The organism is Salmonella sp. SAL00672 (assembly GCF_046552175.1).
Lineage (GTDB): Bacteria > Pseudomonadota > Gammaproteobacteria > Enterobacterales > Enterobacteriaceae > Salmonella > Salmonella enterica.
Window position 1 is genome coordinate 165,499 of the sequence record NZ_JBGDUQ010000002.1, and the last position, 21,984, is coordinate 187,482.

General features: G+C 52.4%; 22 protein-coding genes and 1 tRNA gene. 5 read left to right on the forward strand and 18 right to left on the reverse strand.

Annotated elements, in window-relative coordinates:
- Positions 1–23: 23 nt before the first annotated feature.
- Positions 24–920 (forward strand): DNA-binding transcriptional regulator YhaJ, encoded by an 897-nt coding sequence (yhaJ, locus tag ACLJTG_RS06570; protein WP_001041026.1) that lies wholly within the window; start codon positions 24–26, stop codon positions 918–920.
- Between the two features lie 38 nt (positions 921–958).
- Here yhaJ and ACLJTG_RS06575 read toward each other — a convergent pair whose 3' ends face one another.
- The 14 genes from ACLJTG_RS06575 to ACLJTG_RS06640 all read right to left on the reverse strand — a co-directional run bounded on the left by ACLJTG_RS06575 (position 959) and on the right by ACLJTG_RS06640 (position 11,363).
- Positions 959–1,324 (reverse strand): DUF805 domain-containing protein, encoded by a 366-nt coding sequence (locus ACLJTG_RS06575; protein ID WP_000384139.1) that lies wholly within the window; start codon positions 1,322–1,324, stop codon positions 959–961.
- Positions 1,325–1,447: 123 nt separating this feature from the next.
- Complete coding sequence (locus ACLJTG_RS06580; RefSeq protein WP_000531159.1) at positions 1,448–2,434, reverse strand: glutathione S-transferase family protein; 987 nt, start codon at positions 2,432–2,434, stop codon at positions 1,448–1,450.
- A 67-nt stretch (positions 2,435–2,501) separates the two neighbouring features.
- Positions 2,502–2,894 (reverse strand): DoxX family protein, encoded by a 393-nt coding sequence (locus ACLJTG_RS06585; RefSeq protein WP_001592732.1) that lies wholly within the window; start codon positions 2,892–2,894, stop codon positions 2,502–2,504.
- 247 nt (positions 2,895–3,141) lie between these two features.
- A complete protein-coding gene (locus ACLJTG_RS06590) occupies positions 3,142–3,441 on the reverse strand; it encodes a YqjK-like family protein (RefSeq protein ID WP_000095496.1) in 300 nt (99 codons plus the stop codon).
- Positions 3,438–3,836, reverse strand: a complete 399-nt coding sequence (locus ACLJTG_RS06595) for a phage holin family protein (RefSeq protein WP_000785626.1) — start codon at positions 3,834–3,836, stop codon at positions 3,438–3,440. Before ACLJTG_RS06595 ends, ACLJTG_RS06590 begins: the two co-directional genes overlap by 4 nt.
- A gap of 2 nt (positions 3,837–3,838) precedes the next feature.
- On the reverse strand, positions 3,839–4,144 hold the full coding sequence (locus tag ACLJTG_RS06600) for a YqjD family protein (RefSeq protein WP_000031219.1): 306 nt from the start codon (positions 4,142–4,144) through the stop codon (positions 3,839–3,841).
- Between the two features lie 41 nt (positions 4,145–4,185).
- On the reverse strand, positions 4,186–4,554 hold the full coding sequence (locus ACLJTG_RS06605) for a DUF1090 domain-containing protein (RefSeq protein ID WP_000877297.1): 369 nt from the start codon (positions 4,552–4,554) through the stop codon (positions 4,186–4,188).
- 144 nt (positions 4,555–4,698) lie between these two features.
- Positions 4,699–5,082, reverse strand: a complete 384-nt coding sequence (gene mzrA, locus ACLJTG_RS06610) for an EnvZ/OmpR regulon moderator MzrA (protein WP_000917516.1) — start codon at positions 5,080–5,082, stop codon at positions 4,699–4,701.
- Between the two features lie 3 nt (positions 5,083–5,085).
- Positions 5,086–5,748: a DedA family general envelope maintenance protein YqjA gene (gene yqjA / locus ACLJTG_RS06615; protein ID WP_000422143.1), complete on the reverse strand. Its 663-nt coding sequence runs from the start codon at positions 5,746–5,748 to the stop codon at positions 5,086–5,088.
- A gap of 449 nt (positions 5,749–6,197) precedes the next feature.
- Positions 6,198–7,442, reverse strand: a complete 1,245-nt coding sequence (gene sstT, locus ACLJTG_RS06620; RefSeq protein ID WP_000235363.1) for a serine/threonine transporter SstT — start codon at positions 7,440–7,442, stop codon at positions 6,198–6,200.
- Positions 7,443–7,696: 254 nt separating this feature from the next.
- Positions 7,697–8,665, reverse strand: coding sequence for a TerC family protein (locus ACLJTG_RS06625; RefSeq protein ID WP_001098836.1), 969 nt, complete (start codon positions 8,663–8,665; stop codon positions 7,697–7,699).
- Positions 8,666–8,935: 270 nt separating this feature from the next.
- A complete protein-coding gene (locus ACLJTG_RS06630; protein ID WP_053444906.1) occupies positions 8,936–9,934 on the reverse strand; it encodes a Gfo/Idh/MocA family protein in 999 nt (332 codons plus the stop codon).
- A gap of 87 nt (positions 9,935–10,021) precedes the next feature.
- Positions 10,022–10,714: a vancomycin high temperature exclusion protein gene (locus ACLJTG_RS06635; RefSeq protein WP_410958908.1), complete on the reverse strand. Its 693-nt coding sequence runs from the start codon at positions 10,712–10,714 to the stop codon at positions 10,022–10,024.
- A 151-nt stretch (positions 10,715–10,865) separates the two neighbouring features.
- On the reverse strand, positions 10,866–11,363 hold the full coding sequence (locus tag ACLJTG_RS06640) for a M48 family metallopeptidase (RefSeq protein WP_000202966.1): 498 nt from the start codon (positions 11,361–11,363) through the stop codon (positions 10,866–10,868).
- Between the two features lie 85 nt (positions 11,364–11,448).
- On the opposite strand from ACLJTG_RS06640, the gene rlmG reads away from it, so the two are divergent.
- A complete protein-coding gene (gene rlmG, locus ACLJTG_RS06645; RefSeq protein ID WP_000019985.1) occupies positions 11,449–12,585 on the forward strand; it encodes a 23S rRNA (guanine(1835)-N(2))-methyltransferase RlmG in 1,137 nt (378 codons plus the stop codon).
- Between the two features lie 80 nt (positions 12,586–12,665).
- Here rlmG and ACLJTG_RS06650 read toward each other — a convergent pair whose 3' ends face one another.
- Positions 12,666–14,684, reverse strand: coding sequence for an NADPH-dependent 2,4-dienoyl-CoA reductase (locus ACLJTG_RS06650; protein WP_017465428.1), 2,019 nt, complete (start codon positions 14,682–14,684; stop codon positions 12,666–12,668).
- Positions 14,685–14,854: 170 nt separating this feature from the next.
- Positions 14,855–16,234 carry a putrescine aminotransferase gene (ygjG, locus tag ACLJTG_RS06655; protein ID WP_001520281.1) on the reverse strand — a complete coding sequence of 460 codons (1,380 nt, stop codon included), beginning with the start codon at positions 16,232–16,234 and terminating at the stop codon, positions 14,855–14,857.
- Between the two features lie 429 nt (positions 16,235–16,663).
- Between ygjG and ACLJTG_RS06660 the strand changes: the two genes are divergently transcribed.
- Positions 16,664–18,184, forward strand: coding sequence for a PAS domain-containing methyl-accepting chemotaxis protein (locus ACLJTG_RS06660; protein ID WP_000094649.1), 1,521 nt, complete (start codon positions 16,664–16,666; stop codon positions 18,182–18,184).
- Between the two features lie 387 nt (positions 18,185–18,571).
- Positions 18,572–20,137 carry a methyl-accepting chemotaxis protein gene (locus ACLJTG_RS06665; RefSeq protein ID WP_000478471.1) on the forward strand — a complete coding sequence of 522 codons (1,566 nt, stop codon included), beginning with the start codon at positions 18,572–18,574 and terminating at the stop codon, positions 20,135–20,137.
- Here the strand turns inward: ACLJTG_RS06665 and ACLJTG_RS06670 are convergent.
- Entirely contained in the window at positions 20,134–20,781 is a 648-nt protein-coding gene (locus ACLJTG_RS06670) for a PadR family transcriptional regulator (RefSeq protein ID WP_000983434.1), read from the reverse strand. The genes ACLJTG_RS06665 and ACLJTG_RS06670 overlap by 4 nt on opposite strands.
- A 231-nt stretch (positions 20,782–21,012) precedes the next feature.
- Between ACLJTG_RS06670 and ACLJTG_RS06675 the strand changes: the two genes are divergently transcribed.
- Positions 21,013–21,780, forward strand: coding sequence for a siderophore-interacting protein (locus tag ACLJTG_RS06675; RefSeq protein ID WP_000213686.1), 768 nt, complete (start codon positions 21,013–21,015; stop codon positions 21,778–21,780).
- 79 nt (positions 21,781–21,859) lie between these two features.
- Here ACLJTG_RS06675 and ACLJTG_RS06680 read toward each other — a convergent pair.
- A tRNA-Ile gene (locus ACLJTG_RS06680) sits at positions 21,860–21,935 on the reverse strand.
- Between the last annotated feature and the right edge of the window lie 49 nt (positions 21,936–21,984).

Below are 21,984 nucleotides of genomic sequence, written 5' to 3' on the forward strand. Positions count from 1 at the left end.
CAAATTTCCTGAATGAGAACGTTATGGCTAAAGAGAGAGCGCTGACGCTTGAAGCATTGCGTGTGATGGACGCCATTGACCGCCGGGGCAGTTTTGCCGCAGCGGCTGATGAGTTGGGGCGGGTGCCCTCCGCGCTGAGTTACACCATGCAGAAGCTGGAAGAAGAGTTGGACGTTGTACTGTTCGATCGCTCCGGCCATCGTACAAAATTCACCAACGTCGGACGTATGCTGCTGGAACGCGGGCGGGTATTGCTGGAAGCGGCAGACAAGTTAACGACGGATGCTGAAGCGTTGGCCCGCGGTTGGGAAACGCATCTGACGCTGGTCACTGAAGCTCTGGTACCGACGCCTGCTTTTTTTCCGCTGATCGACCGGCTGGCCGCTAAAGCCAATACGCAGCTTTCATTGATTACCGAAGTACTGGCTGGCGCATGGGAGCGGCTTGAGCAGGGACGGGCGGATATTGTCATCGCTCCGGATATGCATTTTCGATCGTCGTCGGAAATTAACTCCCGTAAGTTGTATACGTTAATGAATGTGTATGTCGCCGCGCCTGACCATCCTATTCATCAGGAGCCGGAGCCGCTTTCGGAAGTGACGCGGGTTAAATACCGCGGCGTAGCGGTAGCGGATACCGCGCGCGAGCGGCCGGTATTAACGGTGCAACTGCTGGATAAGCAGCCACGTCTGACGGTAAGCACGATTGAAGATAAACGTCAGGCGCTGCTGGCCGGGCTTGGCGTCGCGACCATGCCATATTCGATGGTGGAACAGGATATTGCCGAAGGGCGGCTACGCGTGGTCAGCCCGGAATCGACCAGCGAAATCGATATTATTATGGCCTGGCGGCGCGACAGTATGGGGGAGGCAAAAGCCTGGTGCCTGCGGGAAATACCTAAGCTATTCGCCGGAAAATAAATAGCGCGCGGCGCTTTAAAAGCGGCGCCGCGCCGCCATCAGGAAAAACGTTTCGGATCGGGGCCGAAGCGGTTGTCGCCCGGCGTACCATTCTGGCAGTTGAACGCGATGATGATAAGCCAGCCGATAATGGGGATAAGTAGCAACAGTAGCCACCATGCGGAGCGGTCAGTGTCATGCAGACGACGGAACTGCACGGCCCACCACGGTAAAAAGATCAGAACGCCGTAAATGGTGGTCAGAACGCCTTCACCCCCGGCGCGTTGCCAGCCAAGCATGGCGTCCAGCAGGCCCAACACAAAGGTAAAGATGATATTGACCAGAATAAACATCCAGTACTCTTTGCGTCGCGCGCGGCCGCCAAATCCCAGATAATTTTTTAAAACCTTTAAATACCAATCCATTTTCGCCTCAATAATGGTTCAATCACTTGTTTTTAAAGTAATCAAACTAAGAATAGCCGCGAATGAAATGTTGGTAAATATTTGTGGTATTTATTAATAAGGCGTCCCGAAGGACGCCTGAAATTAGCCAAAGCGTACGTCGCGCCCGTGAGGTTCGAGCAGATCCTGCCACGGTCCGATGGAAATGATGCCTGTGGGGTTAATCGTTTTATGGCTACGGAAATAGTGGTGACGAATATGGTCAAGATTAACGGTTTCAGCAATGCCCGGTATTTGATAGATATCGCGCAGGAAACCGTACAGATTCAGGTAGTCGCTGATTCGGTATTTGTCGCATTTGAAATGAGTCACGTAAACCGGATCAAAGCGTACCAGGGTCGTCCATAAGCGGATATCCGCCTCGGTCAACTGGTCGCCCGTCAGATAGCGGTGCTGTCCGAGAATCTGTTCCAGGCGCGCCAGCGCAGTAAATACCTTGTCTACCGCTTCATCATACGCTTGCTGGCTGGTGGCGAAGCCTGCTTTATAAACGCCGTTATTAACGTTGTCATAAATCCAGCCGTTTAACTCGTCAATTTTGCTTTGCAGCGCGGGGGGATAGTAATCCCCGGCTTTAGCGCCCAGCCCATCGAAGGCGGAGTTAAACATACGAATGATTTCGGCGGACTCGTTGCTGACGATAGTATGATTTTTTTTATCCCATAAGACCGGTACGGTGACGCGGCCGCTGTAGTGTGGATCGGCGTGCAGATACAACTGGTAGAGAAATTCATGCTGATAGAGGGTATCGCCGGTGGCCGCCGGAAAAGTATCATCAAACGTCCAGCCGTTTTCCAGCATCAATGGATTCACGACGGAAACCGGAATAAACGGCTCCAGACCTTTCAGTTTACGGAAAATGAGCGTGCGATGCGCCCAGGGGCAGGCAAGGGAAACGTACAGATGGTAACGATCTTTTTCTGCGGCGAATCCGCCTTCGCCGGAAGGTCCGGGCGCGCCGTCAGCGGTAAGCCAGTTGCGGAAAGCCGACGCTGAACGCTGAAATTTCCCCCCGGAAGATTTGGTGTCATACCAGGTATCGTGCCAGACGCCATCGATCAGTTGTCCCATGTCTCTCTCCTTCAGATGACAAAAGCGAGGCGCTATTCCCTCGCTTTTTTAATTGAGTATAGATTGCTTACCACTTTTTATTCAGCAGACGGTCAAGGCTGAACGCGCCAGGCCCGGTTAACGCCAGTAATAAGAATCCGCCGGCAATGGTCAGGTTTTTCATAAACATCAGCGAGTTTACACCTTCTGCAAAATTGCTATGGAAGATCAATGCCGTCAGCAACGTAAAACCAGCGGTGAAAAGCGCAGTGGTGCGGGTGAGGAACCCCAGCAGAATCGCCAGACCGCCGCCGAACTCAAGCAGTATGGTGAGCGGCAGCAGGAATCCTGGTACGCCCATCGCTTCCATATACTGCTGTGTGCCCGCATAGCCGCTAATTTTTCCCCATCCTGCGGTAATAAACAGAACTGGCATTAAAATACGCGCTATCAGTACACCAACATCTTCTAATTTTTTCATTTTATTCTCCAGAGGGCCGATTCGGCGGCTGCTGCTATTTTCATGAGCAATGACGCGGTTTGGCGCATCATTGTTATCGCTGGAGAGAATCATAAACGTGGCGTGCAGGAATTGTTAGCAAGGAAAATTGCCAAATTTTTTCAAAAAATTTGAGTGATTGATAAAGAGACGATATGCATAAAAGTATCGCGCCACCAGGGGTAATCGGGCGATAACCTGATGGCGCGATGCTATAAAAGAAAAGATATTAACCGCGGAGCTGTTGTTGACGGAGGGTAGTTTTTACCAGGCGCCAGGCGCTCCAGATACCCAGGCCGCGTTTCGCCCAGCGTACCAACATATTAGGATGACGGATGGTCCAGATGGCCATTACGCTGCTACCGACCAGCGCCCAGGAGCGCAGGCTTAACACCGTATTCCAGCCGCGATCGTACGCGCCGGTGGTCTCCAGCCAGTCGCGACGGCTGGCGGACAGATCCAGCCGTTGCTGCTGGATCTGACTGAGAAGCAGCGCTTTACGTTTTTCGCGTTCGCCTTTGCTGCTCACGACTGATCGTCCTCCAGAATTTGCCGATCGTTAGCCAGTTCGTGCCGCGTATGGCGCAATAGCGTGGACTGACGCGCTTTGCGCAAAGTCCAGATGCCGCCGATTAGCGCAAGCACTAACAGCACAACTGTGGTAGCGATCATCGCGTTCAAACGGTACTGAGGATCGATAGCCCAGATGACCAGAACCATCAGGCTCATTAAGCCAAACGCCGCGAAGAGCATGGTAAGACCTACCATCAGCAAAAGCTGAAAGAGGTTCGCTTTCTCTTCTTCCAGTTCTACTACCGCCAGTCGCAACCGGGTTTCCACCATCTCAACGATAATGGTGACAATCCGCTGCCCGATACCCAGTACGCTTTTGCCTGGTCCTTGTGCCTGTCGAGAGTCCGCCATAATTAACGACGCGTCAGCAGTACGCCCAACACCAGACCGACAGCGGCGCCAATGCCTACGCCTGTCCAGGGATTTTCGCGCACATAATCATCGGCGCGGGCGGCGGCGACGCGAGTCTGTTTGGCAATCACATCACCCGTTTCGCCCAGGCGGTAACGGCTCTCTTTCAGCGCGCGCTCGGCTTTGCTACGAATCTTACTCAACTCTTCTTTCGACTTTTCGCCCGAAGAGCTCAGCACTTCTTCAAGCGTATCGGTCAGGGATTTCAACTCAGCGCGCAGATGTTCCGTAGTGTTATCTTTCGACATAGTTTTCTCCAGGTGAGTGAGTATTTACATTCGGCGTTAATTTAGTAGTCTCTGGCCTCAAGTTTTTTTAGCTCATCCTGAGCCTCGGCCAGCTTACGTTCACGTTTGTCTATTTTATCCGCATCGCCTTTTGCTTTTGCCTCGGCTAAATCACGTTGGCGTTCGGCTACCTCTTCTTTTTGCTCAGCGATCTTTTTCTGATGCTCGGCGCGCAGCTTGCTGTCAGTACAATTGGCGCGTACTTCGCTGAGCGCCTTGTTCAGACCCTCAATACGGCGCTGATTGTTGTGCTTTTCAGCGTAGCTAATTTCCTTTTGTATATCCTGCTCTTTTTCCTGACAAAGCGAATTAGCGTAGCTACCGGCGCTAAGTGTAAAAAGCGTGATAGCCAAAGCGATGCGGTATTTCATTCCTGAACTTTCCCTTATGTTCGGACCCGTTGTCCGGGGCGGTGATCCCGATAATAACGCGGTGGGTTAAACACCGCTTTATTAATCATAGTCATTAAACAATGAAATCACCAAAGTGAGTGATATGATTCGGATTCCTGGAGATTAGCCAAAGCGGTGTGAGCTTTCCCGTAAGCGGGACAGCCACTGTACCGTTTCGTTGTCATCGTCCTGCTGAGCGACGACATAACCGTGTGGTAACGTTTGATCAAGCACTGTTTTTGCTGCGGCGCTTTGCGCAGGGGAATCGAAGGTAATGAGCAACATGTCATTTTTAGGCGTAATGCTTTTAAAATGAATGCCGTTCGCATCCAGATGATGCAGAACTGAGAAGCCGTCTGGCATACTGGCGCCCTGGTTAACCGCGCGAATGGCCAGCGTCGACTCTTGCTGACGCAGCGTTGACCACGTCATCATGAGTATGGTCAGCATCAGTAGAAAAGCGCTGATCCAAATGAGTTGTCGGGCAGTTATGCGTGGTTTAAGCATAAGTTATCCCCGGCTCCCATACTTCTTTTTCCACAGCATGACCAGTGAACCCGCCAGGCCAAAAAAGAGCAGCACCACGGGCAGCAGCATCAGGCATGACATTAACTGATCTTCATACTTCATAAAGACGGGCGTTTTGCCCAGCAGATAGCCCAGCGACGTCAGGATAAGCACCCACAACAAGCCGCTCATCCAGTTGAAGAACTGAAAGCGCGCGTTATTCAGACCGGATATGCCGGCAATGGTGGGCAGCAGCGTTCTGACAAACGCGATAAAACGGCCTATCAATAGTGCCGACAGGCCGTGTTTATGGAAAAGGTGATGGGCGCGTTGATGATAATGTGCGGGGAGATGAGAGAGCCAGTTTTGCACGGTGCGGGTATTCCCCAGCCAGCGGCCCTGAATATAGCTGACCCAGCAACCCAGGCTGGCCGCGACGGTAAGCAGCAAAATGGTTTGTGGATAACCCATCGCGCCTTTGGCGATCAGCACGCCGACCAGGATCAACAGGCTGTCGCCAGGCAAAAAGGCGGCAGGGAGCAGCCCATTTTCCAGAAACAAAATCATAAATAACACAAAATATAACATGCCAATCATGGAAGGATTGGCCAGTGTTTCAAAGTCCTGAGCCCACAGGGCATTCAGCAATTGAGTCAGTAGTTCCATTCAGTATTCCTGGAGAATCGGTTAACGTCACGCCGGTGATCTGAGGTTTGCACTGCCGCAACAGAGTTGGAGTTTTTATCAGCGTTGCGGAAACGGCAAATTCGCGGCCTGAACTATTCCTTGTTAAGTTGTGAAGTAAGCAAGCACTAACACACAAAAATTCAAAATGCATCTAATTGTAACAAAGGTCAACGAAGTCCGTTATAGAAATTACGCGTCGTTGAGCTTTGATTTTGCTTATCGCAAGGGAGGGTGGCGAGAGGATTTACACAGGCTGACACTTTATACTTTACGCTGACCGAGCGCCGCGGCAGACGCCATCTACATATAACGTTACGCGAGGATGTTGCGTGTGGATATAAATTCGCTTTACGTCACAGCCTACGGATTGGGAGATTCAGATCTATCGTTACGCCGGATGGCATACGCCATCCGGCATCGATAATCACTTAGCTACGCAAGGCGTTATTCGCCAGACGTTCGTCCTCTGCCTGGCAGGCTGCCGCAGTGAACAGAACATCGGTAGATGAGTTCAGCGCCGTTTCACACGAATCCTGCAATACGCCGATAATAAAGCCGACCGCTACTACCTGCATCGCGATATCGTTCGGGATGCCAAACATGTTGCACGCCAGCGGGATCAGCAGCAATGAACCGCCTGCCACGCCGGAGGCGCCGCAAGCACACAGCGAGGCCACCACGCTCAGCAGCAGCGCTGTAGGCAGATCCACCGGGACGCCTAACGTATGGACTGCCGCCAACGTCAGAACCGTAATGGTAATTGCCGCGCCGGCCATATTGATAGTGGCGCCCAGCGGAATGGAAACGGAGTAAGTATCCCTGTCCAGATTCAGCTTTTCGCACAGCGCCATATTCACTGGAATATTGGCGGCAGAGCTGCGGGTAAAGAAGGCATAAACGCCGCTTTCACGCAGGCAGGCGAACACCAGCGGATAAGGGTTGCGACGAATTTTCCAGAATACCAACAGCGGGTTGACCACCAGCGCGACCAGCAGCATACAGCCAATCAAGACGACCAGCAGGTGCGCATAGCCCCACAGGGTGGAGAAGCCGGTGGTTGCAAGCGTTGATGAAACCAGACCAAAAATACCGACTGGCGCGAAACGGATCACCAGTTTCACCATAAAGGTCACGGCGTTAGACATATCGTTCACGAGGTTTTTGGTGGTTTCATTACCATGACGCAGGGCAAATCCCAGACCGACGGCCCATACCAGAATCCCGATATAGTTAGCGTTCAGCAGCGCGTCGATGGGGTTCGACACCATGCTCATCAGCAGACCGCGCAAGACTTCTACAATGCCGGACGGCGGCACGATATCCTGGGCGCTACTGGACAGATGCAGCGTTGAAGGGAAGGCGAAGCTGAACACAACGGCCGCCAGCGCGGCTGAAAAGGTGCCTAGCAGGTAAAGAAAGAGAATAGGGCGAATATTGGTTTTTTGGCCGTGCTGGTGGTTGGCGATCGAGGCCATTACCAGCATCAGCACCAGAACGGGGGCGACCGCTTTTAAGGCGCCGACGAACAGGGTGCCAAGCAAGCCAACCGCTTCTGCCGCAGGCTTAGAAATCCATGCCAGTAAAATCCCCAGTACCAGACCCACTAAAATTTGTTTAACCAGACTGCCTTGCGCTAAACGCTGCAGTAGCCCTGATGCTCGTTGCGTAGCCATTTCATGTTCCTTGTATTGTGTTGCTGGTCATCCCCTGCACGCTCTTACGGCGCATCTTTCAGGATGTAACAAAGTGTTTACCTGGTTGAGTATAAGGAAAGTTGAAGGTTCGGGAAGCGAAATATCCTGGATTTTTTGCTGTGATCATGTTTTATAACTTTATATTAACAGTATTGTGACATGTTAAACAAAAACGCCCGACAGGTGTGCGCTGTCGGGCGTTTTTGACGGGGCAGGTTTACCCCGATAAAAGATTATTGCGCTCGTAGTTTCTTATCGCGCTGATGGTTAACCCAGGCGTTAATCACCAGCGTAATGGTCAGAATGCCAAACACTACGCCCAGCGAAATCGCGATAGGAATATGGTAGAAGTCGACGATCAGCATCTTAATGCCGATAAAGACCAGAATGACCGCCAGACCATATTTCAGCATCGAGAAGCGTTCCGCCACGCCGGACAGCAGGAAGTACATCGCGCGCAGTCCTAAGATGGCAAACAGGTTAGAGGTCAGTACGATGAACGGGTCGGTGGTGACCGCAAAGATCGCCGGAATACTGTCAACGGCGAAGATTACATCGCTGAGCTCAACCATAATCAGCACCAGCAGCAGCGGCGTGGCATACAACAGGCCATTTTTACGTACGAAAAAGTGCTCGTTCTCGATCGTATCGGTCATACGCAGATGCCCGCGCAGCCAACGCACCATCGGTTTTTCGCCAATGCCGGATTCGTCTTCCTTCGCCAGCGCCATTTTTACGCCGGTAAACAGCAGGAAGGCGCCGAACACATACAGCAGCCATTCGAACTGAGTGATAAGCCAGGTACCGGCGAAAATCATGATAGTACGCAACACGATCGCGCCAAGAACCCCATACACCAGCACCCGGCGTTGCAGAGCCGGAGGGACGGAGAAATAGCTAAACAGCATCAGCCAGACAAAGACGTTATCTACGGCCAGCGACTTCTCAATCAGATAGCCGGTAAGGAACGCCAATGCCTGCGGGTCAGCAACTTCGCGCCCTTGCGTTTCAGCCAGATACCACCAGAAAGCGGCGTTAAACAGTAGCGAGAGCGTTACCCACAGGATTGACCATCCTGCCGCTTGTTTCATCGACATAGCATGTGCGCCACGGCGTCCCTGCAACAACAGGTCGATGGATAGCATTATCACCACAACAACCGCGAATCCACCCCATAATAATGGCGTACCAACAGTATTCATTATTTCTCCCTATGCAAAAAAAAAACGGCTAACGCCGAATGGCATTAGCCGTTGCTTTTATGCATAGACCTTGCCATTCGGCAAGGTCTCACTTACAACAATAAAGGAATACGCTGACGCATTCCTTTATGGCTGCCCGGTGACCGGATGTGGTTTTGCACACATCGTAATGACGATCGACCGGCAATGAAGTTACTCCCCTTTGCGCGTAACAAAGTATGACAGGCCACGCGTAGAGTCAATGGCCTGTAACATATGATTTACATAATTTTACGCAGTAAGGGGATGAGTCAGATCGTCCGCCGGGAAGATGACCCCGGTTTGACGGCGTATTTCTGTCAGCCATTTTGCCGTGGCGCGACTTAGCGACAACCCCGGATGTTCCACGGCGTGGTTTTCAATAAGCTGGGCAAACGCCCCGGCTTCATACAGCATCGTATTAATATGCTGAGGCTGGGTCAGATCCTGCATCAGCGCGCCGCGCGGCGCAAAACACACTTTCTGGCATTCCGACAGCTTTTCAATGACCAGCGATCCCCTCTCGCCCTGAATTTCACTGGCCAGTGCCGAGTCGCTGACTTTGGAATGCTGTAGCGTGACGCTAAAATCGCCGTAATCCATAACCACGACGCCGTGCGCATCTACTCCGCTTTCCAATAAATTCGCCGACGCCTGAACGCTGCGCGGTTCGCCCCATAGCGCGATCGCCGACGCCAGACAGTAATACCCGATATCCATAATCGAACCATTGGAGAAGGCCGGATTAAACGTATTCGGGTTTTCGCCGTTCAGATAGCGCTGATAACGTGAAGAGTACTGGCAGTAATTTAGTAATGCTTTATGCATTCTGCCGATTTTCGGCAACGATTCCCGCAGCAGCAGGAAATTGGGCAGGCAGGCGGTTTTAAAGGCTTCAAACAGTACCCGCTGGTTATCGCGCGCGCAGGCGATAGCGGCATCAACCTCCGCCAGGTTAGAAGCCAGCGGCTTTTCGCACATGACATGCTTTTTATGCTGCAAAAAACGCTGCGTCTGGGAGAAATGCAGGGAATTCGGGCTGGCGATATAAACCGCCTCGATCGCGTCGCTTTGCGCCATCGCTTCCAGCGAGGTAAACAGATGCTCGACGGGATAATCATTTGCGAAAGACTGCGCCTGTTCAAGACTACGGGAGTAAACGGCGGCGAGCCTGAATTTGCCGGTTTCATGGGCGGCGTCGACAAACTGGCGCGTGATCCAGTTAGTCCCAATTACAGCGAAACGTATCATAAACGTCAGCGGACTCCAGAAAGGGATTTTCGTCAATGTAGCACGCCTTTCCGCCCTTGCCAGTGCGCTGCGACGCACTCTGGCATTTTACTGGCGAGAAGGGCACCCGTGTGCGCTATCAGCCCCAATAGTGACGCCAGCGCCCAGATATTTAGGCTGACGATGCAAAATTTTGGCATCCAGCACTGCGCTAACCCGCGCCAGCTTTTCCCGAAGTCGTGTGTAGGTTCCGTGCCTTTTATTCAGATCCGGCGCGTTAACGCCGATAGCGTCAATGCCATATTGTTGCGCTAGCCAGATCGCCCGTTGATTATGAAATGCTTGCGAGATAATCGTAATGCGGCTTTCGCCAAACACTTTCCGGGCGCGAACCACGGAGTCCAGCGTGGAGAATCCGGCATAATCACAAAAAATGGCTGCTTCCGGCACACCTTTCGCTATCAGCGCCTGCTGCATCGCCGAAGGTTCATCGTACTCTTTTTTGCCGTTATCGCCGCTGACTAACAGCCACTTCACTTTACCGGCGTGATACAACGCGGCGGCAGTATTAATCCGCCGGGTAAAATACCGATTGCTGGGTTTCGCGCCTAACACCAGCCCGACGTTGCGGGCGGGAACGGTCTGAATATCATTCCATGTCAGATGCTGCGAGGCGTTGACGATAAGCCAGTTAGAATAGAAAAGCGCGACGCCTGCTGCGACAAGCAGAAAGCACGCCACTGTTAACGCCCGACGTGTAAAACAGAGGCGGCGGATAAAACGGGCACATTGTGGGAGCATGGTCGTTGCGCGGTTCCGTTGGCGGTGGATAAAAAATACCCTCTACAGATCGTCATCCTTGACGTGGCGGCAGGCAATGAGCGAAATGTGAACGCGCCGATTTTATGCCCACGCCGTTAAAAAGATACGGGGGAAGGGGCATTTTCAGAATTTATTGTGCCGACAGCGCCTGATGCGTCAGCCACAGTCGCGTATCAAACTCCAGTTGATGGTACTGCGGCTCCATATGGCAGCAGAGCTGATAAAACGCTTTGTTATGATCTTTCTCTTTCAGGTGCGCCAGCTCGTGAACCACAATCATCCGTAAGAATGGCTCCGGGGCGTTACGAAACACGGTGGCGACGCGGATCTCCGCCTTTGCCTTGAGCTTGCCGCCCTGAACGCGCGAGACAGCGGTATGCAGTCCCAGCGCATTTTTCAGCACATGGATCTTGCTGTCATACATCACTTTATTAATGGGCGGCGCATTGCGCAGAAACTGACTTTTCAGTTCCTGAGTATAGTGATATAGCGCTTTGTCAGTGGCGTAATCATGCGCGCCGGGATAACGTTTTTCCAGCACTGCTCCCAGGCGCTGCTCGGCGATTAAGGCGCGCACCTGGGCAAGGAGATGTTCCGGATACCCCTGAAGGTAAGTTAGTGAGGTCATCAAAGCTCCATGTTGCTGATAAAAAGTGTATACTCACGCACCCTTTTCAGGGATAACGCCGCAATTTTACCATTCAGGAGGCCTAATGAGCCACGTAGACGACGGTTTCCGTTCACTGACGCTGAAACGTTTTCCGCAAACGGATGATGTTAACCCGCTTCTGGCGTGGGAGGCGGCCGATGAGTATCTGCTGCAACAGTTGGATGAGACGGAAATTCGCGGCCCGGTGCTGATCCTGAATGATACGTTTGGCGCGCTAAGCTGTGCGCTGGCGGAGCATTCGCCATACAGTATTGGCGATTCGTATTTAAGCGAACTGGGTACGCGAGAGAATTTACGCCATAACGGCATCGCGGAGTCCAGCGTAACGTTTCTCGACAGTACCGCTGACTACCCGCAGGCGCCGGGCGTGGTATTGATTAAGGTACCGAAAACACTGGCATTGCTGGAACAGCAGTTACGCGCTTTGCGTAAGGTCGTTACGGCGCAAACGCGTATTATCGCCGGCGCGAAAGCGCGTGATATTCATACCTCTACGCTGGAACTGTTTGAAAAAGTGCTGGGCCCAACCACGACGACGCTGGCGTGGAAGAAAGCGCGCCTGATTAACTGTACCTTCAGTCATCCGCAACTGGCCGACGCGCCGCAAACGCTAAGCTGGAAACTGGAAGATACAGGCTGGACGATTCACAACCACGCGAATGTGTTTTCTCGTACCGGATTGGATATCGGCGCGCGCTTCTTTATGCAGCATTTGCCGGAAAACCTCGACGGGGAGATTGTCGATCTCGGCTGCGGCAATGGGGTGATTGGCCTGAGCTTACTGGCGAAAAATCCGCAGGCGAAAGTGGTATTTGTCGATGAATCGCCGATGGCGGTAGATTCCAGCCGTTTGAATGTAGAAACGAACCTGCCGGAAGCGTTCGAACGCTGCGAATTTATGATCAACAATGCGCTCTCCGGCGTGGAGCCGTTCCGTTTTAACGCTGTGTTCTGCAACCCGCCGTTCCACCAGAAACATGCGCTGACGGATAATATCGCCTGGGAGATGTTCCATCATGCCCGCCGCTGCCTGAAAATCAACGGCGAACTGTATATTGTGGCGAACCGCCATCTGGACTATTTCCACAAGCTGAAGAAGATTTTCGGTAATTGCGCGACGATAGCAACCAACAATAAATTTGTTATTTTGAAAGCGGTGAAGCAGGGACGCCGTCGATAAGGCGCTCAAGCGTCATACCGGCCTGTAAAACCGGTATGACGACGTAAGCCCGATAAGCGCAGCGCCATCAGGTAAAGTCGTTAAATCTCCAGCGCCAGTCGGGTGCCCTGGGCAATCGCCCGTCGGGCATCCAGCTCCATCGCGACATCGCATCCGCCGATAAGATGTACCGTTTTACCTGCGGCGCGTAACGGGTCCGCCAGCTCGCGGCGAGGTTCCTGTCCGGCGCAGATCACCACATGATCCACTTCCAGCAACTGCGGTTCGCCGCCGATCAAGAGATGTAATCCGTCGTCGTCGATCTTCTGGTAACTGACCGCCGGGATCATCTTCACGCCGCGCGCCAGTAACGTCGCGCGATGGATCCAGCCGGTGGTTTTACCTAACCCTTCGCCCGGCTTGCTGGCTTTGCGTTGCAGCATGACGATTTGCCGTGGACTACGTGCCAGGCGCGGGCCTTCCGGGCGCAGACCGCCTGCCTGTTGCAGGCTGGTATCAATTCCCCATTCCGTACAAAATTCAGCAATATTTTGGCTGGTGGATTCGCCATGCTGGCTCAGATACATGGCCGTGTCAAAACCGATCCCGCCGCAGCCGATGATCGCCACTCGCTTACCAACCGGCGCTTTATCGCGCAATACCTCCAGGTAGGTCAATACTTTTGGATGATCGATACCGTCTATCGGCGGGCGTCGCGGTACTATTCCGCAGGCGAGGATCGCTTCGTCAAACGGCTGAAGATCCTCTGCGTTCACCCGTTGGTTCAGTTTCAGCGTAACGCCAGTAACATCGATCATTCGACGGTAGTAGCGCAGCGTTTCATAAAACTCCTCTTTACCCGGGATCTGCCTGGCGATAGTAAACTGACCGCCAATTTCACTCTGAGCGTCAAACAGCGTGACATGATGGCCGCGCGACGCGGCGTTAATCGCGAAAGCCAGCCCCGCCGGGCCTGCGCCGACAACGGCCAGGTTCTTTTTGCGTATGGCCGGCGTTATCGGCATGTGGGTTTCGTGACAGGCGCGCGGGTTCACCAGACAGGAGGTCACTTTGCCGATGAAGATCCGATCCAGACAGGCCTGATTACAGCCGATACAGGTATTGATCTCATCTGCGCGTCCGGATTGCGCTTTAGTCAGGAATTCAGCATCGGCAAGGAAGGGACGCGCCATCGACACCATATCGGCATCGCCGCGCGTCAGGATCGTCTCGGCGACCTGCGGATCGTTAATGCGATTGGTCGCGATCAGCGGAACCGACACATGACCTTTGAGTTTCCGTGTCACCCAGCTAAAGGCGCCACGCGGTACTGGCGTGGCGATGGTCGGGATTCGCGCCTCATGCCAGCCAATGCCGGTATTAATTAGGCTTGCGCCTGCGGCTTCAATGGCTTGCGCCAGTTGTACCGTTTCGTCGAACGTGCCGCCATTTTCCACCAGATCGAGCATCGACAGGCGATAGATAATAATAAAGTCGTTCCCTACCCGCTGGCGTACCGCGCGTACTACCTCAACCGCGAAGCGCATACGGCTGGTATAGTCGCCGCCCCATTCGTCATCGCGATGGTTAGTTCGCCGCGTGAGAAATTCATTAATCAGATAGCCCTCTGATCCCATCACCTCTACGCCGTCGTAGCCTGCTTCCCGCGCCAGCTGCGCGCAATGTGCGAAGTCGTCGATTAACTGCAAGATTTCATCATGCGTCAGTTCATGTGGCATAAAGCGGTTGATTGGCGCCTGAATTGCCGACGGCGCGACCAGGTGCGGCTGATAGCTGTAACGTCCGGTGTGCAGAATTTGCAGCGCGATTTTACCGCCTTCCGCATGTACGGCATCGGTCACCACGCGGTGAGGCGTTAATTGGCTGGCGTCGTTCAGCATCGCGCCGCCGGTCATCACGACCCCGGAGGGAACGGGCGCAATACCGCCGGTGACGATTAACGCTACGCCGTGTCGTGCGCGCTCGGCATAAAATGCCGCCAGGCGCTCAGCGCCATCAGGATGTTCTTCCAGACCCGTGTGCATCGATCCCATCAGCACACGGTTTCTGAGAGTAGTAAAGCCCAGATCGAGCGGGGCGAACAGCGACGGGTAGCTCATAAGCGTATCCAGTATGTAAAATTATTGTTATGTGGTCGGATGAGTTACTACTGTAGCCGTCGCGAGATAAAAGGGAAAAGGGGAATGTGGTGATTGTGATGGGATTCAAAAAAGAGGCCGCGACCCGGAGAAAACAGGCCGGATAAGCACAGCGCCATCCGGCATCGTTTTTAAACCTCTTCAACGCTCACCTGCATCGCCGCCAGCGCATTACGCGCTGATTTCAATACCTGTTCGCACAGTTCAATGGTTAGCGTGAGCGGTGGCTCGATACGAATTGTTTTCGCATTATTCAGCGTACCAGCGACCAGCACGCGTTGACGGAACATCTCACTGGCAAAACGGTAGCCCGTTTCGTTGTCGACAAATTCAATGGCCATCAACATACCTTTGCCGCGCGCATCGTGTACCAGATTGGGATACTCACGCGCAAGTTGTCGAAAACCATCCAGGAGCGTATCGCCTTTTTGTTCCGCCTGGGCCGGGAGATTTTGCTCCAGCAGTACGTTAATGGTCGCCAGCGCGGCAGCACAAGCCAGCGGATTACCGCCAAAAGTGGTGGTATGCAGGAAGGGGTTGTCGAACAGAACCGAAAACACCTCTTCAGTCGCGATGGTGGCGCCAATCGGCATCACGCCGCCGCCCAGGGCTTTCGCCAGACACAGAATATCAGGCTGCACATTTTCGTGCTCACAGGCAAACATCTTGCCGGTACGCCCCATGCCGGTTTGTACTTCATCCAGAATCATCAGCGCGCCGAATTCGTCACAGAGCTTACGTACCTCTGTCAGGTATCCCTGCGGCGGCAGGATCACGCCGCCTTCACCCTGAATAGGCTCCAGAATCACGGCTGCTATCTCGTCGCCCGTTTTTTTGCCTTCGCTAAATGCCATGCTCATCGCGTCGATATTGCCAAACGGCACATGGCGGAAGCCCGGCAGTAAAGGCATAAAGGGTCTGCGGAAGGTGGATTTGGCCGTGGCGGAGAGCGCGCCCAATGATTTGCCATGAAATGCGCCGCTGGTGGCGATAAAGGTAAACTTGCCGCGCGGCGACTGATACGCTTTTGCCAGTTTTAGCGCCGCTTCGACGGATTCGGTGCCGCTGTTACAGAAAAAGCTGTACTTGAGTTTCCCCGGTGTCAGCGCCGCCAGCGTTTTTGCCAGCATCGCCCGCAAGGGATCAAGTAACTCCTGGCTGTGGAGAGGTTGTTTTGCGAGTTGATTCTGGACGGCGGATACCACAACAGGATTACGGTGCCCCACGTTAAAGATGCCAAACCCCCCAAGACAGTCGATAAACTCCTGCCCCTGGGTGTCGACAAGCGTATTCAAACTGCCCGCTTGCCACTCTACGGCTCCGTAATCCCCGCCGGCGGTAACAGATTTCCGGTATTCCAGAAATCCTGGATTTACATGCTCTTTAAAGTAGTCAATGACCTCTCGGTTTAGTGCTTTCATTTCCTCATGGTTTAGCGTTCGCTTCTCGATGAGATTCAGTGCGTGCGCGCTACAGGCCAAAGCCGATGCGCTGGAAGGTAACCTGTTCAAAATGAGCTCCAGAGGGCCGTGTATCACATGATACTGAATTAAGTATTGCAGGGATTAGCGGGGGTCTAAGCCCATAGTGAAAATCGGGATAAACACCAGGAATAATCACATTTACACAATATTTAATGTCATGTGTTAACAATTGGATGCATTTTGAGCAGATCTTGTTTTACGGTTTACGGTGTGTTGCGTTAGCGGCAGCGTGAGAAAAAGGTGAGCCAGGGCAGATTTTAAAGAAAAAGGTTGTCCACGCTAAACAATTTCATAATGAAAATAAGGCGCGGGATGAGGTGAAAATCGTACAAATATTAAGGATTAATCGCAAATTGCGATCCAGAGCAATTTTAACAACTAAAGATAAATAGATTAGCGCCGAAATAACATCTGAGCGAAAAATTAACATCCAGATAACCTGCACAGGACGCTATCATGTCTTCTCATCCCTACGTCAGCCAGCTAAATACCCCGCTGGATGATGATACCACTCTGATGTCTACGACCGACCTGGAAAGCTATATCACTCACGCCAATGACACTTTTGTCCAGGTGAGCGGCTATCAGTTAAACGAGTTACTGGCGCAGCCACATAATCTGGTGCGTCATCCGGATATGCCGAAAGCTGCCTTCGCAGATATGTGGTATACCCTAAAACAGGGCGAACCGTGGAGCGGCATTGTGAAAAACCGGCGTAAAAACGGCGACCATTATTGGGTGAGGGCCAACGCGGTACCGATGATACGTGAAGGGCGTGTGACGGGATATATGTCGATCCGTACCCGCGCCACGGATGATGAGATTGCCGCCGTCGAGCCTTTATATCAGGCGCTAAATGAAGGGCGGTGTAGTAAACGTATTCATAAAGGCTTGGTGGTTCGTCAGGGCTTGCTGGGCAAACTGCCCGCTATGCCTGTTCGCTGGCGAGTGCGTAGCATTATGGGGCTAATGGCCGTAATGCTGGTGTTGGCGCTGTTCGGTACGGATGCGTCATGGCAGGCGTTGCTGTTGGGCGCGTTGGCGATGCTGGCAGGTACGGCGCTATTTGAATGGCAAATTGTGCGTCCCATTGAAAATGTGGCGACGCAGGCGCTGAAAGTGGCGACCGGCGAACGCAACAGCGTACAACACCTTAATCGTAGCGATGAGTTGGGGCTGACGCTGAGGGCCGTGGGGCAGCTTGGCTTGATGTGCCGCTGGCTGATCAATGACGTATCAAGTCAGGTTTCCAGCGTCAGAAACGGCAGTGAAAGGCTGGCGAAGGGTAATAATGATCTGAACGAACACACCCGTCAGACCGTGGAGAATGTTCAGGAAACGGTAACGACCATGAACCAGATGGCGGAGTCCGTGAAGCTCAATTCCGAGACGGCTTCCGCTGCGGATAAGCTTTCCATGGCGGCCAGTAGCGCGGCGACTCAGGGAGGTGAGGCGATGGATACGGTGATTAAAACGATGGATGATATCGCTCACAGTACGCAACGTATCGGGACGATCACCACGCTAATTAACGATATCGCTTTTCAGACGAATATCCTGGCGCTGAATGCGGCGGTAGAAGCGGCGAGAGCGGGCGAGCAGGGGAAAGGGTTTGCCGTGGTTGCTGGCGAGGTACGCCATCTTGCCAGCCGCAGCGCTAATGCGGCGAACGATATTCGTAAATTAATTGATGCCAGCGCAACAAAGGTGCAGTCAGGCTCCGAGCAGGTTCACGCCGCAGGCCGTACCATGGATGACATTGTAGCTCAGGTGCAAAATGTCACCCTGCTTATCGCACGGATCAGTCAGTCGACGCAGGAACAGACAGATGGGCTTTCCAGCCTGACTCGCGCCGTGGACGAGTTGAACCGCATAACCCAGAAAAATGCGGCGCTGGTGGAAGAGAGCGCACAAGTCTCCGCAATGGTAAAACACCGTGCCAGCCGGCTGGAGGATGCGGTCACGGTACTGCATTAAGTTTATTTGTAGGTAGCAACGGTAATGACATCCGCCCGGTAGCAACAAGCTTACCGGGCGGATGCGCTCTGATAGAAGGCGGCTCCTGCCATCATAGAGAGTATCAGTGACATATATTGTTAAAAATAATGTAATATTTCTTTCCTCTCTCCTGCCTACCCATTAATGGGTATAAGATCAGTTAATAAATAAGAAATGGTTAACCTTTTAGCGTATTTCTTTCATTATTAGTGCCAATTTATGTCACTTTTGGTTCATCTTTCTGTGAACAATAAAAATTACTTACTAATAATGCTCCGAAATAAAAAGCGATCAATATCATAAAGTTAGTAACATTATTGCCGATAAATCTTCCTGTATGAGGATATGCAATCCCAGGGAGAAAATATGTTTTTGCATAACATTAAAATACGTTCAAAATTATTTATGGCCTTTGGCTTATTCATTGTTCTCATGGTGGTGAGTTCCGCTCTGTCTTTGTTTAGCCTTGATCGGGCTAATACGGGTATGCAGAACATTATTACCAATGATTATCCCACCACGGTAAAAGCCAATCTGTTAATCGATAATTTTAATGATTTCATCATCGCGCAGCAGCTCATGTTACTGGATGAAGAGGGGCGCTGGAGCCAGAGTTCGCAGAAAGAGCTGGATGAAATAAGCCAGCGTATTACGGCGTTACTGGATGAGCTTTCCAGCAATCGTCACGATGCGGCTTCGCAGAAAATCATTACCGAGATCCGTGAAGCGCGCCAGCAATACCTGGAGTCCAGATTCCGTATTTTGCAAGATATTCAAAGCCATAATCGTCAGGCGGCCATTCAGGAGATGATGACCAGAACGGTGCAAGTGCAAAAGGTCTATAAGGACAAAGTTCAGGAACTTATCGCCGTTCAGGATGCGCAGATGCACAACGCGGGCGTGCAGGTCGAAGGAGATTTTAAAACTAACCGGACGCTGTTAATTACCCTGGCGCTGATAAGCATCGCTGCCGGATGCGTAATGGGATGGTATATCGTACGTTCCATTACCCGACCGCTTGATGACGCAGTACGCTTTGCCGAGGCGATTGCCGATGGCGATCTGACTCGCCATATCACCACCGACTATAAAGATGAAACAGGCGTACTACTGCAAGCATTAATGGCGATGAAAACGCGTCTGCTGGATATCGTACAGGAAGTGCAAAACGGTTCGGAGAGTATCTCCACGGCGGCGGCGCAAATTGTCGCCGGTAACCAGGATTTGGCGGCGCGTACGGAAGAACAGGCCAGCTCGGTTGAAGAAACGGCGGCGTCGATGGAACAGATTACCGCCACGGTTAAAAACACAGCTGACCATACCAGTGAAGCGACCAAACTCTCTGCCGGCGCCGCCAGCGTAGTGAAAAACAATGGGGAGATGATGAATCAAGTGACGCAGAAAATGCGCGTCATTAACGATACGGCAAATCGTATGTCGGATATCATCAATATCATTGATTCCATTGCCTTTCAGACCAATATTCTGGCGCTGAACGCGGCGGTTGAAGCGGCGCGTGCGGGCGAACATGGACGTGGTTTTGCCGTTGTCGCCGGAGAGGTTCGCCAGTTGGCGCAAAAGAGCGCCTCGTCAGCCAGTGAAATCCGTAATTTGATTGAAGATTCAACCAGTCAGACTCAGGAAGGGATGCACCTGGTGGAGAAAGCCAGCGCCCTGATTAATGGCATGGTGGATAACGTCGAAGAGATGGATGTGATATTACGCGAGATTGGGCAGGCCAGCCGTGAGCAAACTGACGGTATTTCGCAGATTAACAGCGCGATTGGCCTGATTGACGCCGCCACGCAACAAAACTCCTGCCTTGTGGAAGAGTCTGTTGCCGCCGCAGCGTCGCTGAACGAACAGGCGTTACATTTAAAAGAGCTGGTTAACGTGTTCCGCGTCCGCGAAGAGGACACGCAGCCCGCTTAATCCAGTTCGGCGATTTCCAGCGCCGCGCGATCAATCACGCCGATAATGCGTTTGATTTGCGCGTCGTTGATATCGCTGTGGTTTATCCGCAGATCCAGCACGGCCTTGAAGTTATCCAGCGCCCGCTTCATCTGCGGATTTTTACGTAACTCCATGCCCACACAACGGGCTTTTAGCCGCGCCTGAATATGCGTCAGGTGTTCGCGATTTTCATCAAGCCATTGCGCGCCGTTCGCGGTAATCGCGATTTTTTTCCGCCCGCCTTCTTCGTCGCTAATCGTGATAAATTGCTGATCCTGTAAAAAATCCAGCGTAGGGTAGATCACACCAGCGCTTGGCGTATAGCCGCCCCCCGTCAGGTTTTCTATCGCTTTAATCAGTTCATAGCCGTGGCTGGCGTCCCGGGTCAGGATATCAAGAATGACCAGCCGAAGTTCCCCGTGGCCAAAAAATCGCTGACGTCGACCACCGCCCTGTCCATGACGACCACAGCCGTGTCCGTGACGGTGTTCGCCGCCGCAACTGGCGTTCTCATGCTGATGCGCGCTATGGCAGCCTTCATGCTGATGTTCGCGATCTTTGCAGCAACCATCGTGCTTATGATCCCGGTTTTTGCAACACCCTTCATGTTGATTTTGCATCATTGTCTCCTGTTTATTTAGATATATCTAATTTATATCTAAATGATGATTTTTAGCAAGGGCAAAAGCGATTGTTTATATAATCTATTAATTTATAAGGTTTTATTGTAAGGTTATAGTTAGCGACGCGTGGCCAGAACACTATCAAAAAACAGTTGCATTTTTACTGATTAACAATCATTATCATTTAAAATTTTAATTTAGATATATCGTATTACTTCACGAAGGCAAAAAATGACGACATCATCCGCACGCTATCCACAGCGTGTTCGTAATGAACTGCGTTTTCGCGAGCTGACCGTTCTGCGGGTAGAACGTATTAGCGCAGGATTTCAGCGGATCGTACTTGGCGGCGAGGCGCTGGACGGTTTCACCTCCCTGGGCTTTGACGATCACACGAAAGTTTTTTTCCCTGAGCCAGGCTGTCGCTTTACGCCTCCGACAGTCACTGAGGAAGGCATTATCTGGGGGGAGGGCGTTCGTCCGGTCTCCAGGGATTACACGCCGCTGTATGACGAGGCGCGTCGCGAGCTGGCGCTGGATTTCTTTATCCACGATGGCGGCGTAGCCAGCCGTTGGGCAATGGAAGCCCGTGAAGGCGATACACTGACGATCGGCGGGCCGCGCGGTTCGCTGGTGGTGCCGGAAGATTATGCCTGTCAGGTTTATGTCTGCGATGAGTCCGGTATGCCTGCGCTACGTCGTCGTCTGGAATCGCTTAGCCGTCTGCCTGCGCGCCCTGCGGTAACCGCGCTGGTGAGCATTCAGGATGCGGCATATCGCGATTATCTCGCCCATTTGACGGATATTACTGTGGAATATGTTGTTGGCGGCGATGAACAGGCAATGCAAACGCGCCTGTCGCAGCTGACAATACCAGAATCAGACTATTTCATCTGGATTACTGGCGAAGGCAAAACGGTAAAACGTTTAAGTCAGTGCTTTGAAAAGGGGTTTGATCCACACCTGGTACGTGCGGCAGCCTATTGGCATCGTAAATAGCGGTATGGGGTGAGCCCTGTCAGAAACAAAAAGGCCACTCTTTAGAGTGGCTTAATTATATGATTTTAAAGCTAAAATTTGGTGGCCCCTGCTGGACTTGAACCAGCGACCAAGCGATTATGAGTCGCCTGCTCTAACCACTGAGCTAAGGGGCCGTGGCGGTGGATTATAATGTAACTTTACGCTGTAATCCAGCCGTAACCG